This window comes from Longibacter salinarum (assembly GCF_002554795.1).
GTDB classification, from domain to species: domain Bacteria; phylum Bacteroidota; class Rhodothermia; order Rhodothermales; family Salinibacteraceae; genus Longibacter; species Longibacter salinarum.
This window is the reverse complement of the sequence record NZ_PDEQ01000002.1, coordinates 149,782-174,401: the sequence shown is the minus strand read 5'-3', so window position 1 is coordinate 174,401 and position 24,620 is coordinate 149,782. Positions and strand designations below refer to the sequence as shown.

16 protein-coding genes are annotated in these 24,620 nt (G+C 60.2%); 12 read left to right on the top strand and 4 right to left on the bottom strand.

Annotated elements, in window-relative coordinates:
* Window positions 1-72: 72 nt before the first annotated feature.
* Window positions 73-1,107: a peptidylprolyl isomerase gene (locus CRI94_RS04265; RefSeq protein ID WP_179862151.1), complete on the bottom strand. Its 1,035-nt coding sequence runs from the start codon at window positions 1,105-1,107 to the stop codon at window positions 73-75.
* A gap of 416 nt (window positions 1,108-1,523) precedes the next feature.
* On the opposite strand from CRI94_RS04265, the gene CRI94_RS04260 reads away from it, so the two are divergent.
* From CRI94_RS04260 to CRI94_RS04245, 4 genes are all read left to right on the top strand, one after another.
* Window positions 1,524-1,769 (top strand): hypothetical protein, encoded by a 246-nt coding sequence (locus CRI94_RS04260; protein ID WP_098074435.1) that lies wholly within the window; start codon window positions 1,524-1,526, stop codon window positions 1,767-1,769.
* 167 nt (window positions 1,770-1,936) lie between these two features.
* Complete coding sequence (locus CRI94_RS04255; protein WP_098074434.1) at window positions 1,937-2,149, top strand: hypothetical protein; 213 nt, start codon at window positions 1,937-1,939, stop codon at window positions 2,147-2,149.
* Window positions 2,150-2,230: 81 nt separating this feature from the next.
* Window positions 2,231-2,914 (top strand): SAM-dependent methyltransferase, encoded by a 684-nt coding sequence (locus CRI94_RS04250; protein ID WP_143815292.1) that lies wholly within the window; start codon window positions 2,231-2,233, stop codon window positions 2,912-2,914.
* Between the two features lie 90 nt (window positions 2,915-3,004).
* Window positions 3,005-3,364, top strand: a complete 360-nt coding sequence (locus CRI94_RS04245; RefSeq protein WP_098074433.1) for a DoxX family protein — start codon at window positions 3,005-3,007, stop codon at window positions 3,362-3,364.
* Window positions 3,365-3,397: 33 nt separating this feature from the next.
* On the opposite strand, the gene CRI94_RS04240 is transcribed toward CRI94_RS04245, so the two are convergent.
* Entirely contained in the window at window positions 3,398-5,377 is a 1,980-nt protein-coding gene (locus CRI94_RS04240; protein ID WP_098074432.1) for a PAS domain-containing protein, read from the bottom strand.
* A gap of 800 nt (window positions 5,378-6,177) precedes the next feature.
* The gene (locus CRI94_RS04235; RefSeq protein ID WP_098074431.1) at window positions 6,178-6,372 is read right to left on the bottom strand and encodes a type II toxin-antitoxin system Phd/YefM family antitoxin; all 195 of its coding nucleotides are present in this window, start codon (window positions 6,370-6,372) and stop codon (window positions 6,178-6,180) included.
* Between the two features lie 580 nt (window positions 6,373-6,952).
* On the opposite strand from CRI94_RS04235, the gene CRI94_RS17990 reads away from it, so the two are divergent.
* The 5 genes from CRI94_RS17990 (at window position 6,953) to CRI94_RS04210 (ending at window position 14,413) form a co-directional block, all read left to right on the top strand.
* Window positions 6,953-7,147, top strand: coding sequence for a type II toxin-antitoxin system Phd/YefM family antitoxin (locus tag CRI94_RS17990; protein WP_098074430.1), 195 nt, complete (start codon window positions 6,953-6,955; stop codon window positions 7,145-7,147).
* A gap of 632 nt (window positions 7,148-7,779) precedes the next feature.
* Complete coding sequence (locus CRI94_RS04225) at window positions 7,780-10,146, top strand: choice-of-anchor B family protein (RefSeq protein WP_098074429.1); 2,367 nt, start codon at window positions 7,780-7,782, stop codon at window positions 10,144-10,146.
* A 101-nt stretch (window positions 10,147-10,247) separates the two neighbouring features.
* The gene (locus CRI94_RS04220; protein ID WP_143815291.1) at window positions 10,248-11,372 is read left to right on the top strand and encodes a YncE family protein; all 1,125 of its coding nucleotides are present in this window, start codon (window positions 10,248-10,250) and stop codon (window positions 11,370-11,372) included.
* Window positions 11,373-11,489: 117 nt separating this feature from the next.
* Window positions 11,490-13,310 carry an FG-GAP repeat domain-containing protein gene (locus CRI94_RS04215; RefSeq protein ID WP_098074428.1) on the top strand — a complete coding sequence of 607 codons (1,821 nt, stop codon included), beginning with the start codon at window positions 11,490-11,492 and terminating at the stop codon, window positions 13,308-13,310.
* Between the two features lie 359 nt (window positions 13,311-13,669).
* A complete protein-coding gene (locus CRI94_RS04210; RefSeq protein ID WP_098074427.1) occupies window positions 13,670-14,413 on the top strand; it encodes a hypothetical protein in 744 nt (247 codons plus the stop codon).
* 8 nt (window positions 14,414-14,421) lie between these two features.
* On the opposite strand, the gene queF is transcribed toward CRI94_RS04210, so the two are convergent.
* Window positions 14,422-14,922 carry a preQ(1) synthase gene (gene queF, locus CRI94_RS04205; protein WP_098074426.1) on the bottom strand — a complete coding sequence of 167 codons (501 nt, stop codon included), beginning with the start codon at window positions 14,920-14,922 and terminating at the stop codon, window positions 14,422-14,424.
* Window positions 14,923-15,152: 230 nt separating this feature from the next.
* Between queF and CRI94_RS04200 the strand changes: the two genes are divergently transcribed.
* The 3 genes from CRI94_RS04200 (at window position 15,153) to CRI94_RS04190 (ending at window position 24,554) form a co-directional block, all read left to right on the top strand.
* A complete protein-coding gene (locus tag CRI94_RS04200) occupies window positions 15,153-15,944 on the top strand; it encodes a 7-carboxy-7-deazaguanine synthase QueE (protein ID WP_098074425.1) in 792 nt (263 codons plus the stop codon).
* A 61-nt stretch (window positions 15,945-16,005) separates the two neighbouring features.
* On the top strand, window positions 16,006-18,516 hold the full coding sequence (gene pbpC, locus CRI94_RS04195) for a penicillin-binding protein 1C (protein WP_098074424.1): 2,511 nt from the start codon (window positions 16,006-16,008) through the stop codon (window positions 18,514-18,516).
* Window positions 18,517-18,866: 350 nt separating this feature from the next.
* On the top strand, window positions 18,867-24,554 hold the full coding sequence (locus tag CRI94_RS04190; RefSeq protein WP_179862150.1) for an Ig-like domain-containing alpha-2-macroglobulin family protein: 5,688 nt from the start codon (window positions 18,867-18,869) through the stop codon (window positions 24,552-24,554).
* Window positions 24,555-24,620: the final 66 nt, after the last annotated feature.

Sequence of the window (24,620 nt, the reverse complement as noted above, 5' to 3'; positions counted from 1 at the left end):
GCCTCCCCGGCCGGTCGCATTATTACTTGTCTCAACGCACGGAAGGTCATCAACACCGCCGTGCTCGCGCCTTTACTTGCGAAGATCCGACGTTGCAAGCGGGACAAGGTCCGGATTCATGCGGACCATCACGTCTTCCATGAGCCGCTCCATCTCTTCTCGGAAGGCCGTCTGTACACGCTCCTCCATCAAGGCACCGCGGGCCTCCTCCATCTCCATCGGCTGCGGGGCTTCAGTCAATTGAATCACGTGGAATCCGTACTCGGTGCGAACCGGATCCGGGTAAACCTCGCTACTGTCCTGCATCGAAAACGCCGCATCAGCGAACGGTTTAACCATTCGCTCCCTGCTGAACGTGCCGAGGTCGCCGCCTCGCGAACTGGAGGGTCCATCGCTGTATTCTTCGGCGAGCCGTGCGAAGTCCGCGCCGGCGTTCACGCTATCAATCAAGGACGCCGCGACCGTGCGTAAAGAGTCGATGTTCTCTTCGCTCATACCCGGCTCGACCTGCAGAAGGATATGCCGTGCGCCGACGGTTCCCTGTTCTTCTGCGTAGGATTCAACACTGTCTGCCGGCGGCGCTTCGACCGTCTCTGCTACCGTGTCCCGGTAGGCGTTCATGCGAAGGCTCGAAGCGATCATCGACCGCAGCGAGTCCTCCGTCATTCCGGCCTGCGAGAGAGCGTCCGAAAAGGCCGTGCTATCGGGAAAGCGTGCGCGCTGCTGCCGAAACTGTTCGCCAACAGCGGCCGTGTCGACGTCGAGACTCTGGATCTCATCAGCATGGGTGGTCGCCATCCGGACGACCTGGCTGATCACGGCCTGGCGGTGGACGGCGGTTTCCTGCCCCGACGGAATCGGTCGCCCGCGCGTCATCGACTGCACCGACTGTTCGTACGATTCTGCGCTTACCGTGCGCGTCGCATTGTTGTATGTCAGAATCAGAGCGACAGACGTGTCGGCGACCGGCTCACCGATCTGGAAGGGCAGGTCTCCATCCGAGGCAACCGGAGGATCGGGAGACTGACCGAACGTACTGTGCGGATACACGCTCAATATGGCGAGAACGCCGAGGAGCGCAGCGAAAATACAGCGAGAACGAGTCATAGTCGACGTAGAGAGATAGATCAATGTCGGTTCGCGTGGCACGATGCGAGCGCGCCGGTGTTTCTCGTCCATACGCCATGGTGCAGGTAAAGCGGCGCTCCTGTCTATTCACCAACGGCGCGGACGCAACTGTCACTTCCCGCGCCAGAAGACGACCGATGATCCATCAGTTTTCGTCGCCTCGGGATGCGCGCTTCGCACGGACGCCGCCCGGCTCCTGTGGCTTCGCTTCGTGCAATCCCCCGCTCGGTTTGCATCGCTTCGCCCCAGGAACGAACAAGAAGCTTTGCCCCGGGTCATCTTTGGCTTCCGACCTTCCGTAAGGATGTCCTCGACGGGCAACTTTAGGTTAGATTCCACTCGTACCACATCTTCCACGTTTGCATGTAGCCGAACCCACCACCCAACCCTCTCCCATGCCCACAATCGACTACGACCTTCATCCGTTCGCTCTCGCGTTCAGTATCCTTTGCTTCCTCGTGACGTCCGGACTTTTCGCCACGTTCTTCTACGTCGTGCTTCGCGGCTCGCCGGAGGAATCCGGCTCAGACGTACCGGACTTCGTCTCCGAGTCTGCTCAAGATATCGACCTTTCGGCCGGTCATGCACATTCATTTCGTGCCCCGGCGTACGACGAAGAGACGGGAGTAAATGTAAATTGATGTCCGACAACAGATAGCGATCGCTCAGCGTAGGTACGCGAACGCACTGTCCCTGTGATGCACGCGTCTGCTCTCGACATCGCACCGATGAGCCGGTCTGTCAGGACCGGCTTTTTTTGTTTGATGGACCGTGTGCCGAACAGTCGCGATTCTAGACTTTCGTAACAGTGTACTCTATCATTCAGGATCCGGACCGCCGCACGGCCAGGCTAACCATCTTTCCCTCCCATCACCCGTTCGCCCGGACGATAGCAATAACTCAGGTTGACCTGCACGGCGTAACCCGAGAGGATGGGTCCGACATCCGGAAACTGAGTCAGGACGTTGAGGACGAGCGGTGTCGATTCAACCGCTACATGCGATCGCTTACGGTCGATTGACCGCGGCTCGGTTCACCGAATCACATCCGCACGCCTTTTGTCGAAGACCCTCTCCCCCCGACGCAGCCTGCACAACCCGAAATGTCACGATTATCGCGCTCCGCTTCGAGCGGTTTCATCCCGGTACTCATCCTTCTGTCCGTGGCCATGTCCTGGCTCGCAAGTGGATGTACGTCCGATTCGAACTCCGAGCGCCCCATGCCGGTGGACTCCGTGTACAGTGAGGGGACGCCGTACACCACCGACGTGCCCTATGTCGCAACGCCGCAGAAGGTCGTCGAGAAAATGTTGGCGATGGCGGAGGTCACCGAGGACGACGTCGTCTATGACCTCGGAAGCGGAGACGGGCGAATGATTATCACCGCGGCCCAGCAGCATGGCGCTCGTGGCGTCGGTATCGAGATCGTACCCGAACTCGTGGAGCAGTCTCGATCGTATGCCCGGCTCGCCGGCGTTGCCGACCGGGTCGATTTTTATCGAGCGAACCTCTTCGACACGGACCTGAGTGAAGCGACGGTGCTGTCCATCTACCTGCTTCCCGATGTCATCGAGAAACTACTTCCGAAGATCCGGCGGGAAATGGATCCCGGCGACCGCATCGTGTCCCACAACTACGGCGACAAGCTGTGGACGCCGGACCGCAGCGAGCGTGTTGGGCCGGATCACGTCATTCACCTCTGGGTCATCCGCGACTCGACCTCCATCCCCATTCCCTCCGACTCAACCAACCTGGACCGCGTACAAGATGCCGGGACGATGAAGTAACCTATATTACGTTTGCGGCTCATTGGAGCCCGCGTTCCCCGCGCGAGTAGACGGGCACACCACTCGTCCCATCCCTATCAACTCTTCCGTATGCCCTCGATCTCCGTTCTCGCCATCGCTCTCATTTTTATCGCGGCCGGTATCGGGCATTTCGTCTGGCCTGAGATGTACGTCCGTATCATGCCGCCGTACCTTCCCGCCCCGATGACGCTGGTCTACATCAGCGGCTTCTTCGAGATATTGGGCGGGGTCGGCGTACTGTTGCCCGGGTATCGGGTCTATGCCGGTTGGGGCCTTATTATACTCCTGCTCGCTGTCTTCCCTGCGAACGTGCACATGGCCCTCCATCCAGGAGACTTCAGCAAGATTCCCGGCTGGGCGCTCTGGGCGCGATTGCCTCTACAGTTCGTCCTGATCGCCTGGGTCTACTACGCGACCTGCCGGACGTGAGCGGAGACAGATGTGACCGAGGGTCGGGCACCCTCAAACGGAGCGTGGAAGATTCACGCGAAACGTGCTCCCGCTTCCTTTCTCTGTATCCACAGCGATAACGCCACCGAGCATTTCAACAAGGCGCGCCGAGATACTTAGACCGAGCCCGGTCCCCTCAAAAGACCGACGGAGTCCCGTAGACTCCTGCTCAAACGGGACAAACAGGTTGGGCAGAAAGTCTTGGTCGATACCCACGCCCGTGTCCCGTACCAGAATTTCTACCGGGAGATGCTCCGCGTCCGTGCGTCCGACCGCCACACCATACCGCCTGCTTCGCTGCAATGATCGAGCCCCATCGGTCGCCGCGGAGAGGGCCTCGGGACGATCTTCAGTACCTACGCTCACTTCGACAACGACGCTTCCTTCGGGCGTAAATTTTAGAGCATTCGAAATGAGGTTATTCACGACGCGCTCGAGTGCAGCGGCGTCGGTATAAACGAACACCTCATCCTTAGGGACACGTACAGATAGACTCACCCCGTTCTGCTCCGCGTGCGGTCGAAAAAAGCTGACGGCATCAGCGACCAGTTCGCAAATGTCGACCCGGCTCGGACGAATACGTACCGTTTCGCTTTCCAACTGCGCATGATCAAGAACCGAGTTGAGGGTCTGCAGGAGCCGTCGCCCACCTTTCTGAATGTGTAACACGAGGGAGCGCTGTGAATCGGGCACCTCCTGGGCGAGCACATCCGCGAAGCCAATCACATTCGTGAGCGGCGTTCGAATCTCGTGACTCATGTTGGCGAGAAATGCGGACTTCAATCGATTCATTCTCTCCGCGTACTCTTTCGCCCGGATGAGCCGTTCTTCGAACGACTTCCGCTCGGTTACATCGCGCGACGTGGTCAGAAGCTTGACCACACGTCCCTCGTCATCCTCCACGGGTCGAGTGAGCGTCTCGAACCAGACGGACTGCCCGTTTTTCCCTTTCAGGCGAAACGTCCCGCGCGCGCCGGCGTCTCCGGCAAGTACCGGGTCGTAGGCGTCGGCCCAGAGCGCGGGCAGATCGTCCGCATGGACAATGTCTTCGAGCTTTCGCTGGCAGAATTCGTCCGGCGTGTAGCCCGTCAGCTGTTCTACGGACGGGCTAACCCACTCAATGCTTCCGTCGAGCTGGTGTAGACATACGAGATCACGCATGTTTTCCGCAACAATGCGATAACGCGTTTCGCTCTCTTGAAGCTTTCGCTTCGCCGTTCGGCGCTCCGTCACGTCCACGGCGACGACCATCCCGGCCGCAATGCTTCCTTCATCACCCGTGATCGGAACGAATTGCGTCTCGTAAACGCGGTCTTTGTACGTGACTTGCTCGCAGCTTCCGGTTCCGTCCAGCGTGGCGCGATAGACCTTCTCAAGCTCCCGTCCGACGCCATCCGGCACAACCTCCCGTAGGGATTTGCCTACAACGTCCGACGGAATGAAACCCGCGGACCGCAACGCTTCTCCCCCAGCCAGCTCGAACACCAGGTCATCGTTGAAAAGAAAGATTGCGCCGTTGGGAAAGCTATCGACGAGCGCATGATACCGCGCTTCACTATTTCGTGCCCGATCTCGTGCCTCTCGCTCGAACGTGATGTCGCGCTGAACGGAAACCCAGTACCGTGGACCGGTTGGATCCATCTGCATCGGAGCAATCGTACACCGCGCCCAGAATGTCGAGCCGTCGCGGCGATAGTTCAAAATATCCTCCGAGATTCGATCGCCCTGCTCCATCGCTTCGGCGATCCGGTCCAGCGCATCCTGATTCGTCTGAGGTCCCTTCAACAGGAACAGGCTTTTCCCAATGACCTCCTGGGCCTCGTAACCCGTTAATTTCGTAAAGGCGTGGTTGACCAACACCACGCGTCGACCCGGGTGACCGTCGGAATCATCTTCAAGGAGAATCATCGCTTCGCCCGCCTGATCCAGGGCTGCACTCTGCAGCTGGACTAGGGCGTCATCGTCGGGCGGATTCGGTCGTACAGAGGCCATAAGACGTCACGCAAAATATGTATCACGGTCGCCATCGAAGATGCACCGATCGTGTACCGGCGATGGAGGTGCTGTTAGCGAACCGTATCGGCTCAGCAACCAGACTGCACTTCTGTAGAATGGCGACATCACATTCAAGAGCCTGTTTGGCGGACAGCCTTCGGCCATCCAAAAGGACGGACCTCCCGGCGTTCGGTCCTCGCAATGCTCGTAACACCATGCCTCGTTGATTTTACACATCGTGTCTACTGCGTACGTGCCAAAGGACGATCATCCGGCCTACGACTAGATATGAACGACCGCGCTCACGTTTTCGCGATCCATCCCCCTCAGAGGTTTTAAACCTGGCATATACAGAAAAAAATGTTGACCAACATCGATCAACATGAAAATCTTGACGACCCAGCGTTGAGCCCGGTTCCGCGACGGACTTCATCGGCCTAGAACCGCTCCCGGACCATGTAGCGGAGGTTTCGGGATACACCGGGTCCAGTGCAAATGATCATGGCACCGTGACGGTCGCGTGACGCCCCGCTACATGACTGAAACGTGCTGCGTCCCACGTACTCTCCTATACGCGAAAGCGAACGCTGAACGATCATCTTTTAAAAATCCGTATCAACGACGTTCACTCGAATGATCCACAGCCGTTGAGATACCGCTCTTTTCACCGATTCAGCCCACCTATGACCTTTATGACCAATAAAAAATCCCGCTCATCAGCGCGATGAGCGGGATACCCGTGCGAAATGTCTTCCCCGGGTGCCAGTGCCACGACGTACCCGGAGAACAAAGCGATTCTACAAATTACGCAGATCGACTCGATCCTTAATCTGCTTGTAGAGATCCCAGGAAATGAGCACCGCCTGTGGATCGTTATTACGCTGAATCATAATTCCACGCTTGCTCCCCTGAACCTGATCGATCAGTTCAGATGTCTGACTCCGGACTTCTGTAATGGTCGCAATCGCGTCAACACCTTCCGTCTTATACATGGTGGTTGATTGGCTAAGGATCAGATGGTGACGGAGGCTACCCCCCCTGAGTTCATAAATATAGATATATAATCACTCGAAGTCAATTTATTTTGCCATACGCTACATACAGATTTTATTCATCTGTTAACGGGTGGGGTATTAAAACAACGGATCGCAGCGCACTCCGAAGTAACGTTCGGTATCCCAGTTCAGGCTTCCCTTCTCGTGAGCCGAGACCTGAATCACTCCAGATGGGCTCGCCCGGTGAATGAGCCGTCGTTACCATGGTCAACCGGAGTAATATTTAGCATCCCAAGATAATTAATATGTAACCGATCGCGATTCGAATAAACTTTTGAGTATCGAAGAGGAAATTAAGCTTCCTCGCCGTTTATCGCTTTACAAGAAGCCAAAAATCCGTCAGTGACGACGAGAAAAGCCATACTTCACACTCTATTCCCATATCATACTACGTCTTTCTGCAATGTATTATACCCACGAAACGCTGATTTAAGGGTTGCACACGTATGTTTTGTTGACAAAGATAAAGGGACTGCTCCCTTCACGACTTCGCTACGACCAGATTCTCACTACAGAAATGTATCATACAGAAGGCGTTGATTCTATCGCTACCATCACTGAATTGCGGGCTGAGACGTCTGAACTCATCGATCATGTACGAGACTCGAAAACAGGTGTGCTGATTCAGAAAAATAACGAGCCGCACGCTGTTCTTATATCGTGGTCCATGTACAAGGCAATCAAGGACAAGGTCAACCTCGACGAACTCTAGAACGACCTGCTGACGTACGATCAGTACGTCGCGTGTGACGGTCATTACCAGCTCACACGGACGACACCTTTTACGTTTCGTTTCCCGGTACAGCCGGGGGACGTATCCCCAGGGTCATGCTTTCGGAGCACTAAATCCCCGCTGTGCTCTGACGGGAGTCGTACAATTAGGCAATCGACAGAGGGCATGCCGCTCAGGCGTGTCCTCTTTTTTGTCGTCGCCCACATTGTGTCGCGAAAAAAACGAATATGGATTCCTTGCTGGTGAGTCACTGTATTCAAAACGAGATGCAACACCCGTCTCGACAGTGAAGCGACCGTCATCGCACGGCCGTAAGCACGGTCAACGACCCATGAGCCAGCGTCCGAATGACAATGCTCGTTATCAACTACGCTCTCGCGTCATGAGCGGCGGAACCGACATCCCTGCAACTGCTATCACTTTCTCGACGCCGACCGGCTACTCGTCATTGTCCGGGTTGGCATGTTCTCTCTGCCGTGCTCCATCTGTATTGTCCCGGCACGGCGCCGCATACGAAATGGGCCACCTGGTTCGTTTTCCTCGCGACGCCTCACCCTGTGCCCCGCGCGCCGGGTCTTCGATCTCACTCTCCTAAACTCGTGCCCCGATCTATGCGCACGTTTTTACTTGCCCTCGTAACGGCGCTGTTATTCGCGCCGCCAAGCCTTGCTCAACGATCCGGCCCCTTCTCCTCGTCCCTTGCGATTCACGGTGACGATGTCTTGGTCGGGGCACCCTCCCACCCACACGATTCTGGCCGCGTCTACGTTTTTTCGAAAGAGGACGACGGCACGTGGAACCAGTCGTCGTTCGTCCGCGCGGAGAACGGGGATCTGGAAAACGGCTTCGGCACATCCATTGCCGTTAGCGAAAACCGGATGATCGTCGGCGCCCCAGGCGCGCAGGCGGCTTACATCTTCGAGAGTGACGCAGACGGTTCGTGGACGCAAACGGCCCAGCTCGCCCCGTCCGACACCACCGAGGGGTACGGCACGCGCGTTGCCATTGACGGCTCGCGCGCCGTCGTGACGGCCGCCACAAGCTCCGGCGACGGCAGTGCCTTCATCTACGAACGCGGCACGGACGGCTGGAGCGAATCCGCCGTCTTAACGGGTAGCGAAGCACGTGAAGGCTCCCAGTTTGGCGCCTCCGTTGCCCTGAGTGGAGACCACCTCCTCGTGGGTGCACCGGCAAGCCGCAGTGGCACCGTCTACGCCTTCCAGTACGATGCCGACACCGGCACCTGGTCCGAAGCAGGTCAGGTTACGCGTGATGCCATCGAGCGCGGCGCCCAGTTTGGCGCTTCCCTCGCCATGCAGCGCGATTCGCAGAACATCCTCCGCCTCCTCATCGGCGCACCCCGCGAAGGAAGCCGCACCGGTGCCGCCTATACGTTCGTCTTTGACGCGGATGCCGACGCCTGGCGCGCGGACGACCGCCTCCTCCCGTTCGACGGCGAAAGCCCACACGCCTTCGGTTCGAGCCTCGCCTTCGACGGCGAAAGCCTCTGGATCAGCGCTCCGGGCGCTTCAGACCGGTCCGGCGCCATCTACCGCTTCGACAAGCGGGATGGTGACGTCTGGGGATCGGTTCGTCGCATTGCCGCCAACGACGTCAAACCAAACATCGGGCTGGGTGCCAGCCTCGCCGCCTCCAACGGATTGCTCGTTGCCGGCCAGCCTGGTGCGGTCAACCGTACGGGAACGGCAGCCATCTTCACACCGAACGCCGACGGCAACTGGGCGATGAGTTCGGTTCTCGATCCCGGACCGTACGATGTGCTCTCCCGCCATACCGGCGATAAAGTCCGCTGCGAAGGCGGCACGGCCGGACGCTTCAGCTGCGAACAGGTCGACATGTCGGCCTTCCTCCCCGTCCATGAAGTTGGCGGCGGGCGCGGCAATGGCCTGAACGACATCTGGGGCTGGACCGACCCCGAGACCGGACGCGAGTATGCTCTCGTCGGCCGGTTCAACGGCACCTCGTTCGTCGACGTGACCGACCCGGGCGCTCCGAAGTACGTCGGCAACCTGCCGATGACGGAAGGGTCCCGCGCGAACGTATGGCGTGACATGAAGGTCTACAAGAACCACGTCTACGTCGTCGCTGACAATGCTGGCGATCACGGCATGCAGGTCTTCGACCTCACGCAACTCCGCGACGTGACCTCTGACGACATGCCGGTCACGTTCGATCAGACGGCGCACTACGACAACGTCAACAGCGCGCATAACGTCGTCATCAACGAGGACACCGGCTACGCCTACATCGTGGGCGCCGGTGGCGGTGGAGAAACATGCGGTGGCGGACTCCACATGGTGGACATCCGCACGCCGGCCGAGCCGAGCTTCGCGGGTTGCTTCGCCGACCCCTCCACGGGTCGCACAGGCACCGGCTACAGCCACGACGCGCAGTGCGTCGTCTACAACGGCCCCGACACCGATCACCAGGGCAAAGAAATCTGCTTCGGCGCGAACGAGACCGCCATCAGCATCGCGGACGTAAGCGACAAGGAAAACCCGAAGGCGATTTCGACTGGTTCGTACCCGGATCACGCCTACGTGCACCAGGGCTGGTTGGACGACGAGCACCAGTACTACTACGTGAACGACGAGCTGGACGAAATCAACGGTCTCGCCGACAACACGCGGACCCTCGTCTGGGACGTCTCGGACCTCGATGACCCGCAGCTGGTGAAGGAGTACTTCCTCCCGGAACGCTCTTCGGATCACAACCTGTACATCATCGACGACGTGATGTACCAGTCGAACTATCAGAGCGGTCTGCGGATGATTGACATCAGCAACCGGACGGAGCCGGTCGAGATCGGCCACTTCGACACGGTACCGTTTGGCGACAACGGCCCGGGCTTCGGCGGCTCGTGGAGCAACTACCCGTTCTTCGAGAGCGGTACGATCGTCGTCAGCAGCATGAACGAAGGCCTGTTCATCCTGAAGCGCTCCGAGCAAGGCCTCTAACCGCTGCTCACGCGCTTTCCTGAACACCTGCTGGATCTGCCGGCGGCGCGATGATCGCTGCCGCCGGCATTTTTGTTTTTCCACATTACGATATCTGGATCATGACTCGACTGCTCTCACTGACCGCGACGTGGCTTACGGTCTTCCTCTTTTTCGTCGGCTGTGCTACCGCTCAACCGTCGACTGCCCCGACGGACACCGCTGAGTCGAGTGCGACCGCCGTGACTCCGCGCGTGTACGTCTGCAACCAGGGCTCGGCGACGGTGACGGTGCTCGACGCCGCCACGCACGACGTCATCGACACCATCGACCTTCAAGAACTTGGCTTTTCGGCGAACGCGAAGCCCCACCATGCTGTCGCTGAACCCGACGGATCGTTCTGGTACCTGTCGCTCATCGCGGAGAACACGGTGCTCAAATTTAATTCAGAGAACGAGATCGTCGGACAAGCCGACATGGACGTGCCGGGCATGATGGCCATTCAGCCGGAGGGCGAGCTGCTCTTCGTCGGACGCTCCATGAGCGCCGTGAACCCGCCCAAGAGCCTCGGCGTGATCAACCGAGCGGATATGAGCCTGGAAATGATCGACACATTCTTTCCGCGGCCGCACGCCCTGACCACATCGCCCGACGGCAAGCGCGCCTATGTTGCCAGCCTTGCGACGAATCAGTTGCTCTCGCTCGATGCCGACACCCGCGACATTTCCCTCACGCGACTCGGCGGCGACAACCAGACACTTGTTCAGTTTGCCTCCACGCCGGATGGTTCGACCCTGATCGGCGGCGGACAGGTCACAGGGCAGCTTCTGTTTTTCGACGCGTCCGACCCCGCGAACATCACAGTCACGGACACACTCGACGTCGGAAATATGCCGTGGCACCCGGTCATCTCTCCCGATGGTAAGACCGCATACGTTCCGATCAAAGGAGACAATGCCGTGGCCGTGATCGACATAGAGGAGCGCGCGGAGATCGCGAGAATCACTGGAAATGGTCTCGCGCAGCCTCACGGCTCTGCACTGTCAGCAGATGGCACGTACCTCTTTGTCACGAACAACAACCAGAACGAGTCTTACGCCCCGGAAGGCGACGATAAGCAAAGCGGCACGGTCGTCGTTATCGACACGGAAACACGTGAGATCGTGAAGGTCGTCGAAACCGGAAGAAACCCCACGGGGATCGGCACTTTCGGTGGCCAGAACGCGACGCAAACTCTTGCGCCGTAACGAACGGACGCACACCGAGCATAGGGGGAGAGAGTGACCGAAATGCTTTGTTAAAAGCCACGGCACTCTCTCCCCTCGTTTCATCGCCTACACTCTTACTGTTCAACCCGCCCCGCTATGCCGCGTCGCGCCCTCGACTGCGCCGCCCTCCTCCTCGTTTTCGCGCTCGTTCTTCCGGTGCTCGCTGGATGCACGGGAACTCCAGCAGCAAGCGATCGCGATTCTGGCTCCGACTGGGTGCGCGACGTATCCCCGTTTGCAGTCAACGACTCGTCGGGCACGCCCATCCAGCACCCGTTCCTCGGGGGGCTCAACGTACCGCGGCCCCAGCTGGTCGACATCGATAACGACGGCGACCAGGACCTCTTCCTTCAGGAGGACACAAACGAGCTGCGCTTCTTCGAGCGCGTGGACGTGGGCGCGGACAGTAGCCGTCTTGTGTGGCGCACCGATCACTACAAAGGGCTCGACATCGGGGAATGGTTTCGGTTTGCCGATCTTGATGGCGATGGAGATGCAGATCTGCTCGCCGAGAAGCCGTTCAGCTACATCCGGATGTACGAAAACACCGGATCGAGCGGTCAGCCCGAGTTTTCGATGATCACAGACACACTGAAGACGCCCGGTGGGGAAGCGGTCTTTTCCGACCGACAGAATATCCCGACCGTCGCCGATGTGGACTGCAACAATCGGCTCGATCTATTCATCGGTCGCCTCGATGGGACGGTCGACCGCTACGAAGCCTCTGAGGAAATGCAGGCGGGCACGATGCCCATGTTCGAACTGGTGACGGAGAAGTACGAAGACATTGAGATTGTCAACCAGATCGGCACGTTGCACGGGGCCAACACTCTGGCCTTCGCCGACCCGGATCAGGACGGCGACCTCGACCTCTTCTGGGGCGACTTTTTCGAGCCAGGCCTTCTCCTAATCGAAAATCGGGGCCGGGCCTGCGCCACGCCGGATCTGCGCGGTACGCCTCAACCCTTTCCGCCGAACAACCCGATGAGTACGAGCGGCTACAACGCTCCGACCCTCGGCGACGTGACGAAAAATGGTGACCTCGACGTACTCGTTGGAGTACTGGGCGGCGCGTACGACGCGACGAAAACGCTAACGAACAACCTCTATTTCTACGAGAACGACGGCTCGAATTACACCCTCCAGACCCGGCAGTACGTGGGCGGACTCGACGTCGGAAACGAGAGCGTCGGTGCAGCCGGTGACATTGATGGAGATGGCGATATTGATCTTCTTCTGTCGAACAAGATCGAACCGTCGACCGGCATTTCGTCTCAGATCCGAATCATCGAAAATGTCGGATCGACGGATTCACCTGCGTTCCAGATGAGAGGCCAGATCGACATGCCGGACGCCTACCGGTTCGCACCGGCACTTGGCGACCTCGACGGCGACGGTGATCCGGACATGATCGTCGGCACGTGGAATGGCGACCTGCTCTTCGCCGAAAATGATGCGGGATCCTTCACCGTCAACGAAACACCGATCGTTAGCATTCCGCGGGGAAGCAATGCCGTCCCATCCCTCGGCGATATCGATGGAGATGGTGATCTGGACCTGCTGGTAGGCGAAGGTTCCGGCACCATCAATGTCTTCCGTAACGACGGCTCGCCCGAAGCACCAGATTTCACGCTGCAGACGGAAGACCTGGAGGGCGTCTCGGTGAAGGCGCGAAGTGCTCCGCACCTCACGGACCTCGATGGCGACGGCCACCTCGATCTACTGGTTGGCTCTGAACTGGCCGGGATTTTCGTCTATCGTGGTGCGGGCGACGGCTCCTTTGAAGCGAATGGGGAGCTTTCGGTCGATGCGCCCAAATTAACCGCGCCGTTCCGCGCCGACCTCGACGGCGACGGCGCACCAGAGCTTCTGAGCGGTGGCGACGGCGGGGGCCTCCTCTTCTGGAACCTCCGATAGGCCAATTATCTAGAGCCCAACCACGCCCCCAACGCTGCCCCCCGTGGTCCCGGCACCATGGGTAACATCTCAGGACCATCCTGACGCGTCTTTTCCGGTTCGGTTGGACACTCATCCCGCCTTGCACTTTTGACGGGATCAAGCGTCGCACAGCCGTGCGACGTTTTTTTTAATATCTCAGTAGGCACTCCCTTCAGGTTATTCGGCAACCTGTCGAACCCTGAACTGTGAACCCTGAACTCTGAACCTTGAACTCTGAACCTTGAACTCTGAACCCTGAACTCGCCCCCCGACTTGTACTTTTCGGAGCGTGGCAATACCCTTGAGAAGACCCTCGCCTGCCGAATGCCACGAAATCCATGACGATTCGCCCCCTCGCGCTTGTTTGTGCCCTCTGCCTCACCGGCCTGTTCGTTGCCTGCTCCGGCGCGGAAACCACGACGGACGAAAGCGGTCGCCCGATGCCGTCTGAAAGTGCCGCCGAGGATGCGATCACAGAGTCGCTGATCGCGTTCAATGACGCCTGCATCAACCCGCAGGCGCTTTCACAGGGAGAAACTTTCCCCGTCACGCTGATCGAGCCGGACACAACGAGACCTACTGTTGCCGTACGTCAGTTTCTGACGCTCGAAGACGCAGAACTTCTCTCCTCGAATCGCATCGTGGACGAACGCGGTCTCGTCAAAAACACGTTCACGCTCACGGATGACGGCCAGAAATCTCTCAAGACCGTGTACCAGTTCCGCGGGTGGCGCTCGGCCTTCTGCTACGCTACGCCGGAGGTGACGGAGATCGACACCATTTTCGCCCTCCGCCAGCGCGCCCAGCAACCCCTTGCAGAGGTGCAGTACTCATACGAGTTGACCGATGTCGAAGATTGGGCCCGCCGGGACGATATCCAGCGCAACTACAGAGACGTACCGGACATTCTTCGCGAAACGAACCAAACAAAATCAGGCCGTGAAACCGTCGCTCTAACGGACACCGGGTGGCGCTCCCTGCGCGTCATTCGTCGGACGGACGAGAGCAATGAGCCGACGCCGGGCCAGGATGTCACGGAGAAAAACGCAGATGGAACCTCCAACATGCGCGAGTGGCAGTAATCGGCCCTTTACTGCTCGCGTGAGTCGATCGTACACGTCGTGTTGATGCCGCCGCGGACGTTGTACTCCGTTTCGACGACGAGATACTCCGGATTCTTCAGGTGCTTCATCAAATCCTGGAAGATAATCGGCGTCAGATCCTCCTGTGCTGCGCCAATCTGCCGCCACGACACGACGTAGTACTTCAGGCTCTTCAGCTCGACGATCCAGTCACCGGGAACGTACTCGATGCGCAGCGTGCCGAAGTCGGGCAGTCCCGAGAATGGGCAGAGCGCCGAAAATTCGCCGGGCTCCGTTTCGTAGGTCACGACCTGTCGAGTCTCATGCTCGTACGGGAGACGCTTGATCTCCTCGTTGCGCTCCGATGGCGGTAGGAACGGTCGCACCTCCCCTTCCGGCTCGATGCCGTACTCCTTCATGTGCTCCAGCGCAATGCGGGTATGCCGCACGGCCTCCTCCTCCATTTCCCGATAAACCTGTTCGAGATCTGTGTTGTTTGACGCGCTCATATTTGTCGTAACATAGAAGCGAATAAAATACTTGGGCCGGTCGCTTCACCACCTTCGGTTGCAAGGATCTACCGCCACCGACTGCTGCTTCACATCCGACCCGTGTTGTGATGAGACGGAAACCTGCCATCGCACGCTTCGGTTCGCTTCTTGCGGTGGTTTTCCGTCCGCCTTCACGCCCTCCAACGAAGTGTGTCCGGATTCGCTCCTCCCCCCTTCGCCCCACACCAATGATCGACTCACCGTCTAGCGATGGGTCACGGCCCTCGTCTCCGGCATCCCTCGATGAACGGCATCCCAACAGTTCGTCCGGTTCACAGGACCCCGTTTACCGGGTAAAAGAGATCTTCCGGACGGTGCAGGGAGAAGGATTCTGGGCCGGGCGACCGGCTGTCTTCGTGCGCATGGTCGGATGCAACATGTGGACGGGGTACGAGGAAGACCGTGCGCGGGATGCCGAACGCACCGGAGCCGACTGTCCCACCTGGTGCGACACCGACTTTACGAAAGAGGGCTCCGAGTCGCTAGAGGCCGCCGAGGTCGTCGACCGAATGAAGACGACCGGCGGTCCCATCGATTTCTGCGTCGTGACCGGGGGCGAACCGTTTCTCCAACTCGACGCGACACTGGTCCGCGCCATGCAGGACGCGGGATACGAGGTCGCGTGTGAAACGAACGGAACGATCAAGATCGAGGAAACCTTCTGGGATGACAAGGAGCAACGCGTCGTGATGCCGGACTGGATTGTGTGCAGCCCGAAGCTTCCAGAAGACGAGCTCGTCCTGGAACGATTCGACGAACTGAAGTTGGTCGTGCCGGACTATCACCCTGATGCATACGGCGATTTTGCCGAGCGCGCGACCCGTCACGAGATCGGTCCCGGGCTCCGTCGGCTCCTGTGGCTGCAGCCGGAGGACGGACCCCGCCTGGAGGAGGCGAAGGATTCGGCAATCAACCTCGCACTCCAGCACCCTGCCTGGCGCGTGAGCGTTCAAACACACAAGGTTCTCGGTGTCGAATGACGCTGCGTTGCGTGAACGCCTTTTCACCACTGTCCTCCCCTGACGGTCGACCCCATGTGCCATGAGGATCGACCCTGCTGCCATCTCTCGACATCTCCGCCGTGGGTTGGTTCGTCTTCGCGCCGTCGCTCGCAGGCGTCCATACGGCGTTGTAGCAGCATGTCTTCTCATCTTTCTCCTCCTCTCCCTCGCGTGGCCCCTACCTGAAACGGCCGACCCGCAGACGAACGTCGTCAGCCTGCACGTCACCGATCGATCAGGACTGTTGCTGCGCGAAATTCGGCCTGCCGGTCGCGGGCGCCCCGTGCCGCTGGAGGCGGTCGACCCGTCCGTGAGAGCCGCACTGATCGCTACGGAGGATCAGCGCTTCTATCGTCACCCGGGCATCGACCCGGTTGCCGTCGCCCGGGCCATCTGGTCCAACCTCTCACAGGGGCGAATCGTCAGCGGGGCCTCCACTCTCACGATGCAGGTGGCTCGGCGCATCCGCAATGCGTCTCATCGCGGATGGTGGGACAAATTAGCCGAAGCGCATCTCGCCCTGCGTATCGACCTGCGATGGTCAAAGGATCGCGTTCTCGCAGCCTGGCTGAATCGCGTGTCGTATGGTAACCGGGCGCACGGCATCGAAGCGGCGGCCCAGCTCTACTTTGGAAAGAGCGCGATCGACCTCACCCTGGCCGAATCGGCTCTGCTGGTGGGCCTGCCGCAGAGCCCGACGCGGTATAATCCCTTCCGGCACCTCGATCGAGCGCGTGAGCGACAGCGGCAGGTCCTTCGTGCGATGGCGTCCGCGGGCGATCTCTCCAGCGCCGAGGCCGACCGTCTCGCTACGCTTCCGCTGGACCTGAATGAGCCGCGACACATTTTTCGAGCCCCGCATTTTACCGAGTGGTTGCGCGTGACTCGTGGCCTCGACGATCCCAATCGTGCTCGCACAGGTCCCGGGCATTCTCAACCCGTCGAGGTTCGCACGACCCTTGATGCGCGATTGCAGCACACGGTAGTGCAACTTGTTCGCTCGCACGTCCGGCGCCTCGACAACGAAAAAGTCACGAACGGAGCCGCCGTCGTGATTGAGAATCGGACGGGCGCCATTCGGGCGTACGTCGGAAGCGCGGATTTCTGGAACGCAGAGATTGGTGGGCAGAACGACGGCGTGCGGATGCGTCGACAGCCCGGAAGCGCTCTGAAACCATTCACGTACGCTCGCGCCCTCGACGCTCGCCTGCATACCGCGGCCTCCGTCTTGCCAGACATCGAGCTCAACGTCCCCGAAGCTGGCGGCGCCTTCACCCCTACGAATTACGACGGGACGCTCCACGGTCCGACGCCGCTGCGGGAGGCCCTTGCGAACAGCTACAACATCCCCGCGGTGCGTGTCGCGCAGGAGCTCGGTGCTGGTGACGTGCTTGCCACGATGAAAGATGTCGGCCTTACCTCGCTCGATCGGTCTCCGGAGCACTACGGCGTCGGCCTGACCCTTGGGAACGGCGAAGTACGCATGCTCCACCTCGCCCGTGCATACGCCGGCCTGGCCCGGGGCGGAATGCTTCCCGGCTTGCGCTCGGTGTACTGGACTCGGACGGCGCAAGAAGACACGCTGTACGTGTCGCCCCGCACTGAAAAGGCGATGGACCTCTCACCCGGTGCCGTCCGCATCATCACGGATATCCTGGCCGATCCATTCGCCCGCGCAGAAGCTTTTGGCCGGCACGGGCCACTCGAATTCCCCTTTCCAGTCGCCGCAAAAACCGGCACGTCGAAGGATTACCGGGATAACTGGACGGCTGGCTTTACCCCGACGCATACCGTCGTCGTGTGGGTAGGTAATTTCGACGGTTCTCCGATGCGACGTGTGAGCGGCGTCACGGGCGCGGGCCCCCTCTTCCACGCGATCATGTCGCACCTCGGCCCGGGCGGCGCCTTTCGCGATCCCACTCGCGCCGGCCTGCAATCGGTCGACGTCTGTCCCGCGAGCGGCAACCGTCCCGGCGCCCATTGCCCGAGCCCTCGCTCCGAATGGTTCCTCCCAGGCACTGCCCCCGCCGCAACCGACACGTGCACCGTGCATCGGAGAATCCCGATCGACCGGCGATCCGGCTTGCTCGCGTCAGACGATACGCCCGCCGATGCCGTTGATCAGAGGCTTTTCACCGTCTACCCTGAAAAATACCACGCGTGGATGCGCGACAACGACGTCCCGCTTCCTCCACGTGTGACGCATGCCGAGGCCCGTCGAAACGACGATGAACGAGCCTGGCAGAAGACAAACCGACTCCAGATTCATTATCCGCTGCCGGGTATGAACTTTCACGTCAACCCGGTGCTGCACGATCAATTTCAGCAGATCCATCTGCAGGGCACCGCACCGACCACGTGGCACGATGTCCACTGGGTCGTGGACGGCGAACGGCTGTCCGTCGATTACCAAACCGCACAATGGCGCCTCTCGCCGGGACGCCACACCCTCCACCTCCGCGCGATCGGCCCCGATGGGACTCGCTATCGTAGCCGCAGCGCTCCAATCGTCGTACACGACATGCCCAAGACCGCGGGCTGGAGCAGATAGATCACTTCACGTCCGACGCCAAACAGGTTGTAAAGCGTTCATGTCGAGCCGGGTGACACACTTCCATTCGCCCTTTCCGGAAAAAGGTGCAAGAGAAGGATTGGACAAAAGCACACGATTTCATACATTAAGAACCGATTTGGCGGGCAATCTAGGGCTGATCCGGGGAATACTGACGTTCCAACGCTCGACCCTCCCCGCGCCCGAGCGCTGTGATGGCGTGGGTTCTGGCGCGTGAATCTCGTCACCGAAATGATCCGTCAAATAGGTTTTCAACCTGTACTCGCCCTACCGCCTGTTCGATGCGATGGCGTGTGCACCCTCCTCCTTCTTGCACCTCTCTGTTTCCCATGTCGGGCCCCTCTGCTTTACCACGTTTCACTGTCTTTCTCGCAGCCATCCTCCTCGGGCTGACGCTTGCCCACTGCGGCGGAAGCAACAAGGAGGCGTCGCAGGCTGCCCTTCGAGAGAGAGGCTATGATATAGGAACGGCCGACCTGCCGGAGCGGGCGAATGGCGCGACGAACTACACGCCCACGCTTCAGGGCCCGCTTCGCGTGCTGAGTTCATCACCGACGGGATCGATGCACTCCCAGAATCGTCGCCAGCCGATCACGGTGACTTTTTCCAAGCCGATGGTGCCCATAGGTCCGGACCCGGCGATTCCCGAGGACGCAATCGAGCTGGCCCCCGCCGTGCCGGGCTCGCTGCGGTGGGAAGGTACGCAGACACTCGTTTTTCAGCCTGCCAGAGACCTTCCGGTGGCGACCACGATGACGGCCACCGTACGTGCAGACATCACGTCCCTCGACGGCGAATCCCTGGACGATACGTACACCTGGTCGTTCGAGACCCCGCGTCCTCGCCTTACTGCATCCACGCCGGAAGATGGAGCTCGATATGCCGACCCGAGTGCGACGGTAAAGCTGTCTTTTTCACTTCCAGTGAGCGTCGACGACATCCGCCCCTATCTTTCGATTGACGCCTCCCGGACCTCCAACCCGTACACGATCGAGCAGGCGAATGACACACTAATCACGCTTACTCCACAGCGCGCTCTTCCGAAAGGTGCCAATGTGCGCATCATCATGAAGAAAGGCCTACCGACGTCGGCTGGCGAACTCGGGTTTGCCGAAGACAGAGAGGTTGCATTCCGTGTTCGCCCCGATCTGTCCGTCGTAGAGATGAACCAGGGCGGTCGCGGCTTCGACAGCAGGTTCTACCCGGGCAACGGCATGTACGTCGGATTCAGCACGCCGGTCGAGTTTGGCAAGCTAAAGGAGGCCATCAGCTTCGATCCTGACGTCCAGTGGCCCGACAACATCGACTCCCGTTCGGGGAGCGAGAAGACGGTTCACCGGCTGCCCGTCACATTCGAACCGGAAACCTCCTATCGCGTCCGAATCGAGGGCCTGACAGATGTCTTTGGCCAGTCTATGTCCGTCTTCGCACGTAGCTTTCAGACGCGACCGTACCGCCCGCAGCTTCAGGCAGACCAGGGCATGATGGTCATCGAGGCCGACCAGTATCCCATCATCCCGGTTCAGGCGACAAACGCGGGCGGTGTCGATATCGGCATGCGTTCCTTTTCAAAGGACGATGTGGTACCGCTCCTGAGCAACTTGAACCGATATGGCGACGATCGCGAGGAGTATTTTCAGCAAACGATCCCCCGAAATCGGTACTGGGACTTCGGCCTTGAGCGCAATGCGCCGAGCGTTGTGCCGATGCGGCTCGACTCGATGCTCACCGACAGCACGGGTCTTGTCGGAATCAACATGCGGTGGGACCGGCCGAACTCAGATTACGACGCCGAATACGAGGCGCTCGCTCAAGTCACGTCGCTGGGGGTCACCGGGAAATTCAGCCCATACGAGAACTTGGTCTTCGTCACGCGGCTCAACAATGCCGAGCCGGTACGGGGCGCCTCCGTCGAGATCCGCGATGAGACAAACAAAGTGCTCTGGAGCGGTACGACGGATGCCAATGGTCGTGCGAAGACGCCTGGCTGGTGGGCGCTGGGTATCGAGCGCACGTCATCGTATCGAGCGCCGAAGCAATTTGTCATTGTTGAGCACGGTGAAGACCTCGCCGTTACGAGCAGCGAGTTCGACGATGGCGTCGAGCCGTACCGCTTCGGCATCAACTATGATCGCGGACCGGAGGCGCAGTCGGAAAAAGCGATCGTCTTCTCCGACCGTGGCCTGTACAAAGTGGGCGAAACCGTTCACCTGAAAGGCTTCGTGCGACAGAAAACGGACGGTGCGTGGTCCAACCTGACGGACCCGATCGACATCGACATCAATGATCCCAGAAATGAGGACGTACTGGATTCGACGGTCTCACCGGGCACGATGGGTTCGTTCGATCTCTCGTGGGATGTCCCGGAGGACGGTGCCCGCGGCCGGTACACGGTTCGCGTCCACCACGAGGATGAGACGATCGAATACGCGTCCTTCCGCGTGGAGGACTTCCGTCGTGCTACCATGGACGTCGACGCCACGACAACGGCAAAACAGTATGTCGCCGGTGACTTCTTCGAAGGCTCGATCTCGGGCCGCTATCTCTTCGGGGCCAGCATGGAAGGACAGCCGGCCCAGTTCCGCCTCTCTAAATCTGACACACGCTACACGCCGCCTGGCTACCCGTCCTATCGCTTCGGCCCAACGGATGCACGCGAGTACGGCACCCTTCTTCGCGGCGAACAACCGCTCGACTCGACCGGCGCCGTAACGATTCGGCACCAGCTCGAGGGAAATAACGAAGGCACGCCCGTCCGCCTAACGTGGAGTGGCACGGTGACGAGCCCGACCGACCAGACCATGAGCGCAGCGACGTCGGCCACCATGCATCCCGGCCTGTTCTACATTGGGCTGAAGGCCGAAACGACGTTCCTGGACCTCAAGACCGACACCACGTTCACGGTCGACATTATGACGACCGATCCCGGCGGTGTGCCCGTCGGCGGCAAGGATGTCGACATCGAGGTTGTCCACGTCCAGTGGAACAGCGTACAAGAGGTCGGAGCCGATGGACGCCTGCGCTGGCGAAGTGAGCGCACCGAAGAGGTCATCTACAACACCAGCATAACCACGTCTGCGTCGAAGGCCCAGCGCCTGAGCATGGTTCTCCCTCGGGGCGGGCGCTACGAGATTCGGGCGAAGGCTCAAGACCTGCGGGGCAACGAGATTCGAACCGACACGCACGCCTACGCAACCGGTCGCGGGTACGTGGCCTGGCGCCGCGACGACGATGACCGGATCGACATTGTCCCAAACAAGGAGACGTACGCTCCCGGAGAAACCGCGAAGTTGCTGGTCCAGTCACCGTACGAGGATGCGACTGCTCTCGTCACGGTCGAGCGGGAAGGCATCATCTCCAGCCGCGTGATGCAGATCGACAAGACAGCGCCGCAGATCAACATTCCGATCGAAGCGAAGCACCTGCCGAACATTTACGTCAGCGTGATCCTGCTCAGCGGTCGTACAGCGCCGCCGCAGAAAACCAGTGATCCGGGCGCGCCCGGATTCAAGATCGGGTACACAAGTCTGCGCGTCGATGCGAATGAGAAGCATCTTCGCGTCGACGTGTCACCGGAGGAGACGCAGTACCGGCCCGGCGAGGAGATCACCGTTGACTTACGCCTGACAGATGCGTCGGGGAGCGGCGTATCAGGCGAGATCGCGTTCTCGGCCGCAGATGCCGGTGTCCTCGACCTCATCGGCTACTCGCTACCCGATCCATTTGACACGTTCTACGGGCCCCGCGCGCTGAACGTAACCACGAGCGAGCTCCGTGCGGAACTCGTCGAGCAGCGCGACTACGGACAGAAGACGGAAGACCCGGGCGGAGGCGGTGGCGTCGGACGAAACGCCGTCCGGACCGATTTCCGACCGCTTGCCCACTGGGCACCATCGGTGCGGACCGGCAACGATGGGCGCGCACAGCTGACCTTCAAGCTCCCGGAGAGCCTGACGACGTTCCGACTCATGGCCGCTGCGGCGTCGCGTGACCAGGCCTTTGGGAAGGGTCAGGCAAACATCGTCGTGACCAAGCCACTCGTGCTGCAACAGGCCATGCCTCGCTTCGCGCGGCTGAATGATGATTTCCAGGCGGGCGTTCTCGTGTCGAACCGAACGGACGAAGACGGCACTGTAGAGGTCACGGCCGAACCCGAGGGTGGACTCGCGCTCGCGGGCGCCTCGACGCAATCCATAAACCTTCCAGCAGGAGCCACGCGCGAGGTCCGTTTCGACTGGAGTGCCGACCAGCCGGGCAACGCGGCCGTCCGCTTCCGCGCTTCTCTAAACGGTGAGACCGATGCCTTCGAGACGACCGTACCCGTTCAGCTCCCACGCACGAAGCTGGCCGACGGCACGTTCTCGTCGACGGACGGCACGCAGGAAGAGGCGATCGTGCTGGCGGGCAACCGTATCCCGGGCGCCGGGGAGTTCAGCATGAAGCTCTCGAGCACGGCCCTCGTGGGACTCGACGGCGCAATCGAGCACCTGTTCGAGTATCCGTACGGCTGTCTGGAGCAGACGACCTCCCGCGTTCGTCCGCTGCTCCTCGCGAACGATGTGGTGGATGCTTTCGATATCGAAGTCATGGACGGCGATCGCAACGCAGCGGTGCAGTCGTGGCTTCGCTCCCTGAGGTCCTTCTGGGCCGGTAACGGGTTCTCGCTCTGGGAAGGCAGCCGCCACGACAATCCGTACGTCACCGGCTACGTACTGCTCGGTCTCGCGGAGGCCCAGGACGCGGGCTACGACACGCCGTCATCCCTGACGAGGAAGACGATTGAAGCCGTTGAGGCGTACGTCCGCAATCGCAGCGAACGTCCCGCCTTCTACTCGCGTGACGTGTGGAAAACCACGCGAGCCCAGATGCTGTATGCCCTGACACGGCATGGGCACGTGCTGGAAAGTGAAATCGACGCCCTCGCATCCGATCCGCCCGCCTCACCGGAAGGGCTCAGCTTCCTGCTGCGCGCTCTTGTCGCAGCCGACCACGATGCCCTCTCCCGCTTCGAGCCGTCCATCGCCGAGCGTCTCCGTAGCATGATTCGAGTGGAGGCGACGCGAGCATACCTTGACGCGCCGGATCGCGACGACTACCGCTGGATCTTCTCCAGCGACGTGCGTGCCACGGCGTTCGGGCTCAGCGCCCTCATCGAACACGGCGGTGGCGATGGATTCCAGCAAGTCGCCCAGCGAATGGTGCGCTACCTCATGGCCGAACGACAGAACGGACACTGGGCGTCGACACAGGACAACGCGGCAGCCGTGGACGCCCTCCGGGCCTACTACGACGCCTTCGAAACAGCAAACCCCGACTTCCGCGCCGAAATCAAACTCGCTGGCCGAACGGTCCTCCAGGAATCGTTCGAAGGACGCAGCCTGCGTGCCGCTACGGACACCGTTGGACTCGGCGCCGTACCGTCGGGCCGCGAAGTGCCGGTTACCGTATCAAAGGACGGAACCGGAACGGTCTACTACTCCCTCCGGCTCGAAGCGTACACAGCGGATCCCGTGCCAGCACGGGAGCAGGGCATGGTTGTCGAGCGTCGAATTCAGCGACTCGATGACAGCGGGTCGCCCGTCGGCGAGTGGATGACGACAGGTGAAGGAAACGTTTCGCTCACGCCGGGCCAGCTCGTGCGCGTGCGGCTGCGGGTCTCTTCTCCGACGTCTCGCAATTACGTCGTCGTGGATGATGCGCTCCCCGCCGGACTCGAACCCATCAATGCTGCCTTCGCGACGACCTCAGGCGAGATATCGGAGAATGCAGAGACAGGCTCCGACCGCTGGTGGGGCTCGTTCAATCACACGGAGAAGCGTGATGACCGCGTGCTGCTCTTTGCCGATTATCTCCAGCAGGGAGAGCACGCGTACACGTACGTCGCTCGCGCCACGACGCGCGGCACGTACACCCATCCTCCGGCGGAAGCAGAAATGATGTACGAACCGGAGACCCGCGGTCGCACCGCCACCGGCACACTGATCGTCACCGAGCCGCCCGCGCAGGCCGGTCGCTAGTTCATGGGAGGCTTTCGCCGAACGGGCACACAGAAAACGGCGCGAGGGTGCGATTCCGACCGCACC

Coding starts and splice junctions, on each gene's coding strand:
- CRI94_RS04265 (WP_179862151.1), bottom strand. CDS start 1,107: ATGACTCGTTCTCGCTGTATTTTCGCTGCGCTCCTCGGCGTTCTCGCC.
- CRI94_RS04260 (WP_098074435.1), top strand. CDS start 1,524: ATGCCCACAATCGACTACGACCTTCATCCGTTCGCTCTCGCGTTCAGT.
- CRI94_RS04250 (WP_143815292.1), top strand. CDS start 2,231: ATGTCACGATTATCGCGCTCCGCTTCGAGCGGTTTCATCCCGGTACTC.
- CRI94_RS04245 (WP_098074433.1), top strand. CDS start 3,005: ATGCCCTCGATCTCCGTTCTCGCCATCGCTCTCATTTTTATCGCGGCC.
- CRI94_RS04240 (WP_098074432.1), bottom strand. CDS start 5,377: ATGGCCTCTGTACGACCGAATCCGCCCGACGATGACGCCCTAGTCCAG.
- CRI94_RS04235 (WP_098074431.1), bottom strand. CDS start 6,372: ATGTATAAGACGGAAGGTGTTGACGCGATTGCGACCATTACAGAAGTC.
- CRI94_RS17990 (WP_098074430.1), top strand. CDS start 6,953: ATGTATCATACAGAAGGCGTTGATTCTATCGCTACCATCACTGAATTG.
- CRI94_RS04225 (WP_098074429.1), top strand. CDS start 7,780: ATGCGCACGTTTTTACTTGCCCTCGTAACGGCGCTGTTATTCGCGCCG.
- CRI94_RS04220 (WP_143815291.1), top strand. CDS start 10,248: ATGACTCGACTGCTCTCACTGACCGCGACGTGGCTTACGGTCTTCCTC.
- CRI94_RS04215 (WP_098074428.1), top strand. CDS start 11,490: ATGCCGCGTCGCGCCCTCGACTGCGCCGCCCTCCTCCTCGTTTTCGCG.
- CRI94_RS04210 (WP_098074427.1), top strand. CDS start 13,670: ATGACGATTCGCCCCCTCGCGCTTGTTTGTGCCCTCTGCCTCACCGGC.
- queF (WP_098074426.1), bottom strand. CDS start 14,922: ATGAGCGCGTCAAACAACACAGATCTCGAACAGGTTTATCGGGAAATG.
- CRI94_RS04200 (WP_098074425.1), top strand. CDS start 15,153: ATGATCGACTCACCGTCTAGCGATGGGTCACGGCCCTCGTCTCCGGCA.
- pbpC (WP_098074424.1), top strand. CDS start 16,006: ATGAGGATCGACCCTGCTGCCATCTCTCGACATCTCCGCCGTGGGTTG.
- CRI94_RS04190 (WP_179862150.1), top strand. CDS start 18,867: ATGTCGGGCCCCTCTGCTTTACCACGTTTCACTGTCTTTCTCGCAGCC.